A 6,444-nucleotide genomic window follows, 5' to 3' on the forward strand; every position below is an offset into this window, starting at 1 on the left:
ATAATGATTGCCACTTACAAAATCAACCTTTTACTGATCCTACAAGTACTCCCTTTACGAAATACTTTTGCAGGAATGGGTATACACACAAGATTGGAACGGTAGCTGTAATGATAGAGGCAGCTTGAACAGCCTCCGGACTTCGGTTAAGGTCCTTGCTGATGTCGATCATTCCCGACTGGCCAAGCACATCATTGGTAGCTGCGATCAATTCCTTGAGATATAGCTGCATTGGCTTTAAGTCCGGACGGCTAATGTAAACCATGGCGTTAAAGTAACTGTTCCAGATCAGAACCGCATAGAAGAGAGCAACCGTCGCTAACACTGGCATCGACAACGGAAGCACAATGCTCCAAAGAATTCTCATGTTGGAAGCTCCATCCAATTTGGCCGATTCCTCTAGACTATCCGGCAACCCTTCAAAGTAATTTTTGATCAGCAGCATATAAAAAACTTGGATCATACCCGGTAAAATCAGTGACCATAAGGAGTTGATCAGACCCAAATTTTGCATAAGCAGATAATTGGGAATCAAACCGCCATGGAACAGCATAGTGAACACATACAGCAGCAGGATAGTCTTTCTTCCTTTAAGACCKGGCTTAGAGAGCGGATAAGCTGCCATCGTGGTCATAATGAGCGAGAGTGCCGTATAGGTTACTGTAATAAATATGGTTATCCGGAAGCTGTTCATAAATTGACTGTTCCCAAGGACCAATTCGTACGTTCCGATTTGGAAATCTACGGGGAAAATCGTGACCAGTCCAGAGATGACAGCCGCTTCGCTGCTGAAGGACTTAGCGAGCACGTTTAGGAATGGGAACAGCGTGGCCATGCCTAATAGTATGAAGAACAGGTAGTTGCTGATATAGAATATACGCTCACCTGTAGATGCTTTGATCGAAGTCGCTTTTACCATCACCAGATGCTCCTTCCCAAATATTTTTTGCATAAGAAGTTACCAAGAATGACAAGGAGGAAGGCAGTCACCGATTCGAAAAAACCGACTGCAGTCGAGAAGCTGTAGTCCGATGTTCCTATCCCTACACGGTAAACATACGTCCCAATCGTATCTGCAACACTATATACCACGGGATTGTACATAACTAAAATTTGCTCTGTACCTGCTTCCAGTAGTTGACCCATTTTAAGGATAAACATTAACGTGATCGTGGGGATCAGGCCTGGCAGAGTCACATGGAGCATCTGCTTGAGTTTATTAGCTCCGTCCATTTTTGCAGCTTCATATAGCTGCGGATCAACCCCGGCAATTGCGGCGAGATAGATAATAGTTCCCCAACCCACCTCTCTCCAACCCTCCGACAGTACTAGCAGTGGCCTGAAGTATCCGGCGTGCATGAAGAACGGTATGGGATCACCGCCGAGCTTAACGATAACAGCATTAATGATACCACCATTGACTGAGAACATATTGATGAACAAACCACCAACAATGACCCAAGAGATAAAATGCGGAAGGTAAATGACAGATTGTACGACTCTTTTGAAAGCCATCTTCCGAACCTCGTTTAAAAGAATGGCCAAGACGATAGGCGCCGGGAACAGAAAGATCAGCTTCATTACACTAATAATCAAGGTATTCGATAATACACTTAGGAACTGATCATTGACGAACAGCCGTTTAAAGTGCTTAAGACCGACCCATGGACTCTCGGATATCCCACTGAAAATATTGAAATCCTTGAAGGATATGATCAACCCAGACATGGGGGTGTACTTAAATATGGCCAGAAACAACAGTCCCGGCACGAGMAGCAGGTACAAATCCCAATCCTTCATAATATCTGCAAAAGCCCTACTCCTTTTATTGACGGGCCGTGATTTCGGTTCCACCTTCATTGGCAATTGCATACGCTCCATCCTTTCCTGAACAAGTTCTATTCGTATATCCTTATTTTAATTGGAATGGAAACGCTTTTTTAATATCTTAATCTTATGATTAGGGAGAAAATCTTATGGTATTTCAGAAATAATCCCCGATATCTGGAACAGTTGTGGATTAAAGAGCTGCTGGTACACAAAAAGAGCGGGATGCTTGTTTTTACCAAGTATCCCGCTCTTTTTGAGTAGATATTAAGCATTTAACTTCTCGCAAAAAATTACTTTCCGATTTTAACCTCTCCAGATAGCTCCTCAGTTAGATTAATCAGTGGATGACAAGTTATTAGCTGGTTTAGTTGAATAGCAAAAAAGGACCCTGCAACGGGTAGAGTATCTAAGTTTTATATTTTAAAGKGGGCGACCTTTATTATAGGGATCTAAGAAACACCCCCTTTTGTATTATAATCCGACTTGTTAGTAGAGTGATAATATAAATTTCTGACTCTTAACCACTTTTCCTGGGACGCTTTTTTATTATGGAAGCAACTAAATATATCAGTGGGATACACTCAATGCATAAGGCAAAGTTTGGCCAGATTTTTTGAATAAAATGGTTCAATTCAATTATGTTTTTGGACATATGCATGGCAAGTGCAACCATAATTGCGCCCAATGAGAAAGAAAGCGGTCTGGAATCTTTTAGCTTAAGCAGCTGTGAGATCATTAGCGTCGAAATGTAGAGCAAAACGCTGATTTTTATAAATAGACTTGATAACCAGATCGCCACGATAATGGGATCCAAATTTTCCAAAAAATCTCCGATCCGAATGAAACGAATCATTTCCAGCACAGGATAGGCCAATTCCCCAGAAAATTTCGATCCGAATAACAAGTGACATAACACGAGATTCGTTTCGATAAAAAAAAGGCTTATCACCATTGCCCAGGTTAAAGAACGGAATGTTTTTCCCGGATTGGCTATCCAAGGAAAGATAAAAAGAATCAAAAACGATTCTCCGAACCATGGAATAAACGGATACGATTCATGAAAAAGGCTCCCAGGGTTAATATGGGTGATAAACGCTATCACGCGGTCTGTATTCATTTCCTTACCAATTAAGAATGGTGTGATCCCAGCTATGGCGAAAATGATGAAAAAAAATCCCGAGGCACAGCGCAATATAGCTTCCAGGCCAGATCGGACAGCGATTGAAACGACAAAACCAAACAAACCGGCGATCACCCATTCTGGCGTCGTAGCCAAGTAGATCTGTACCATGAAATCAGCAAGTTCCCGCAGTATCAGGCTCGCCAGATGAATAAAGAAAAAGCTAATTACAATCATTATGATGATATTGGGGACCCGTCCAATTAGTTCCTTCCCGTAATGAACGATAAACTCGCTTTCCTTCCGCTTGGCAAGGGTAAAAGAAATGAAAGTGATAAGCATTCCTCCAATGGCAGCAAGTAGGAGGGCTAACCAACCTTGATAACCGGCTGATGAGGAGATGGGGCCTATCAGAAATCCTGTTGTCGTAGAGAAATGAAAGAGAATGAACATCAATCTAAGTTGAAGCTGGGTAATACGCTGCATAACAGCCATCTCCTTACTAACACGCTATAATTCATAAAGGCTGAAAACATATTTAATCAGCTGGTTAGGACTTGGCAGATTCTGAAAAGAGTAGACGGCCATGACATACACATAAGCGACAAATATGCTGCAGCCTGTGATCCAGAAGGTTCTTTTTTTCCGCCCAAGATGCTTTAAAAAGTTCCATTCAAACATGAAAATCCCTAGAAATACGATTGTGATGATAATCATGGTCACCCTACCCTAACTGTTGTGCTGACGTATGATTGAATTTCTTTCAACCCCAGTTCTTTTCACGTGCACCTTTGTATCAACGATGAATGTACACATTTTATAATCCACATGCCATTGGTCCTTATGCTTACTCCATACTTGTGGGTACCTCCAATCCAGATGTCTGCCAAATTGAAATACATCCACTCCCATATCCTGGGTTTTATAAAGAGTTCTCGCAATCCGACGCTTCAGTTGCTCAGAAAGAAGTTCCTGGATGCGAATTATTTCCTTCGGGTCTGTCAGATCCATGTCCGATTCCGAGGAATAAATATCATCTTCCGCTTCAATTTTGATATGAAAGCCGATTTTCTCTCCGTCGATGAAAGGTTTGATCGAGGCTCTAGAKGATAGAATAATAAAACTCATCGGTTTTCCGTCGCTCGGCGATTTCAACGAAATCAGTGAGCTTTTCATTCTCCCCTTTAACCAAAGCCCCACTCGCATCCCAGTGACGTCCAAGGTACCTATCATTTTTCCCATTTTAAAAAGCGCTGCCCCGTCAGTCCCGACCCATGTACTTTCTTTTCCCTTCTCACTAAGCAACTTAGTTTGTCCAATGGTAAGAAGACCGGCAATCATATCTCCTCCCGACGCCGAAGCCTCTAAGAAATCCTTCACATTGGTATCCAAGGTCACCTTTCTGTTCGCGAACTCTCGGAGCACTTCTGCTGGAAGCCTTTCAAAAACGGGGGTTAGCTTGGTAACGTCCCTTGCCTTCCCCGGAGCAACCATCAGATAACTTTTCGTATGAAAGTTCGGTTCACGAGCCACAAATTCCAAAAGCGAATCTATCCCGTATTCCGCCGCTTGTTTACCTACTACAATAACACGGCAATGTCCCCAAGTTATTTCTCTCGAGAGATCTGAACGGATTTCCCGGATGGCGACGGGAATGCTTTCAGCGGTTTTTGTCAAAATGGTATACGGGTTTCCACCAGATGGCTCCCCCGGGGATTGCCCTCCGCCCATTCGATTGGGCAAAGGAAAGCCCAGAGATACCTCATAGCTGCCATTATCAGAACGGTCTATGTACATGCCTGTCACGAAAGCACGGTCATTGACTTCAATTCTGGACCAACAGCCCGTTATCATCAGTAAACTGGAGAACAGTAAAAGAAGCCCTATGTGCTTCATTCGTAATTGCATCACCATTAATCACCATCATCATCTTTAAGTATTCTCGCACGTGGTTTAGGATTTTGCCTTTGATTATTTTTGGTTCCGTATAGTCTAGGCCTATTTTTCATCAGCCAAAAGGGGGCGCGGACCAGCACATCCTTCCAATCGCCAAAAACGATAGGTGCCGTAGGAGACAGATAAGGCGTGCCAAAGGATCGGAGTGTGACTAAATGCAAGTAGATCATAATGATGCAAAGAATAACGCCGTATAAACCAAAGCTTGCCGCAAGGAACATCACAGGAAACCGCAGGAGACGGAACGTCAAAGCAAGATCGAAATGTGGGATGATGAACGAAGCAATCCCTGTTATGGAGACTACAATGACCATTGGAGCAGATACAATACCTGCCTGCACAGCCGCTTGCCCTATAACCAATGCACCAATAATCGACACTGTCTGACCTATTGGCTTGGGGATACGTAATCCCGCTTCCCTAAGTGCTTCGAAAACGATTTCCATAATGAACGCCTCTACAATAGCAGGAAAAGGAACATGTTCACGGGCAGCTGCCACCGTCGCCAATAGATTAGGAGGGAGCATCTCCGGGTGAAACGTAGTTACCGCAATATAGATCGAAGGTAACAGAAAGGACACCAACAAGAATAAATATCGAATCCATCGAATCCATGTCCCTGCAACGAATCTTTCATAATAATCCTCTGCCGATTGAAGAAGCATGTATATGGTAACCGGGACGATGATGGGAAACGGTGTTCCATCTACCAAAATTGCGACTCTTCCTTCAAGCAGTGCCGCGCTTAACGTATCAGGCCGTTCTGTATACTGCACTTGAGGGAATGGTGAAAAAKGATTATCCTCAATGAATTCCTCGATATAGCTACTACCAAGTACTGCGTCAATATCGATTCCGGCTATTCTGCTCTTTACTTCATCGACCAATTTCTTTTCACAAATATCTTCGATATAACAAACAACAACGGAAGTTTTAGAATAGGTACCAAATTGATAATGCTCCATTTTCAAAGCCTGGTGCTTAATAATTTTGCGGATCATTGTAATATTAGTCGTCAAATCTTCGACAAATGCCTGTTTGGGACCTCGAATGACGGTTTCTATTTCGGACTGCTCAATCGATCTTTTCTCCACCGATTTCATCGGAAAAAGGATGATTTCCAGCTCATTATCGATAAGAAAAATAATTGTGCCATCAAAAATACGTTCCAATGCCTTGTTCACATCTGTGGTGGATTCAATCATCGAAACCGGAAGCTGCTTCATAATTGCTATTTTATTCAACAGCTCATTTGCAGATAAAGATGTTTCTTCAAATAAAAGAGGTGAAAGTATTTGTTTCTGAAACTGATTTTGATCGATCATACCTTCAATGTAKATGAACGCACAGGCAATACCACTTGGTAATAGGATCTCATAGAATTTAATGTCTGTGTTGTGATTCAACTGTTTGCGGAACCATTGGAGTCTTGCCGTTAAATCGTTGTCAATAATTAGCGGGGGGGCTGCGTAGGTCTGATCAGTGAGTAGCCCTTTTCGCTTCTTAAACCAGTTATGAATAGGCATAACTACTCCTAC

At 42.7% G+C, this 6,444-nt stretch carries 6 protein-coding genes; all 6 read right to left on the bottom strand.

Features of this window, described 5'->3' with window-relative positions:
* Nucleotides 1–22 precede the first annotated feature (22 nt).
* Nucleotides 23–919, bottom strand: coding sequence for a carbohydrate ABC transporter permease (locus AC1DLM_RS28635; protein ID WP_477571881.1), 897 nt, complete (start codon nt 917–919; stop codon nt 23–25).
* Nucleotides 919–1,872, bottom strand: coding sequence for an ABC transporter permease (locus tag AC1DLM_RS28640; protein WP_477571882.1), 954 nt, complete (start codon nt 1,870–1,872; stop codon nt 919–921). The genes AC1DLM_RS28635 and AC1DLM_RS28640 overlap by 1 nt, the downstream gene beginning before the upstream one ends.
* 475 nt (nt 1,873–2,347) lie before the next feature.
* Complete coding sequence (locus AC1DLM_RS28645) at nt 2,348–3,436, bottom strand: GerAB/ArcD/ProY family transporter (RefSeq protein WP_477571883.1); 1,089 nt, start codon at nt 3,434–3,436, stop codon at nt 2,348–2,350.
* A gap of 24 nt (nt 3,437–3,460) precedes the next feature.
* Nucleotides 3,461–3,667: a hypothetical protein gene (locus AC1DLM_RS28650; RefSeq protein WP_441991741.1), complete on the bottom strand. Its 207-nt coding sequence runs from the start codon at nt 3,665–3,667 to the stop codon at nt 3,461–3,463.
* 12 nt (nt 3,668–3,679) lie between these two features.
* Entirely contained in the window at nt 3,680–4,858 is a 1,179-nt protein-coding gene (locus AC1DLM_RS28655; RefSeq protein WP_477571884.1) for a Ger(x)C family spore germination protein, read from the bottom strand.
* A gap of 5 nt (nt 4,859–4,863) precedes the next feature.
* Nucleotides 4,864–6,444 (bottom strand): spore germination protein (locus AC1DLM_RS28660; protein ID WP_477571885.1); only part of this gene is annotated, 1,581 nt, incomplete at its 5' end.

It is taken from the genome of Paenibacillus sp. 01T442 (assembly GCF_056398345.1).

Coding starts and splice junctions, on each gene's coding strand:
- AC1DLM_RS28645 (WP_477571883.1), bottom strand. CDS start 3,436: ATGCAGCGTATTACCCAGCTTCAACTTAGATTGATGTTCATTCTCTTT.
- AC1DLM_RS28650 (WP_441991741.1), bottom strand. CDS start 3,667: ATGATTATCATCACAATCGTATTTCTAGGGATTTTCATGTTTGAATGG.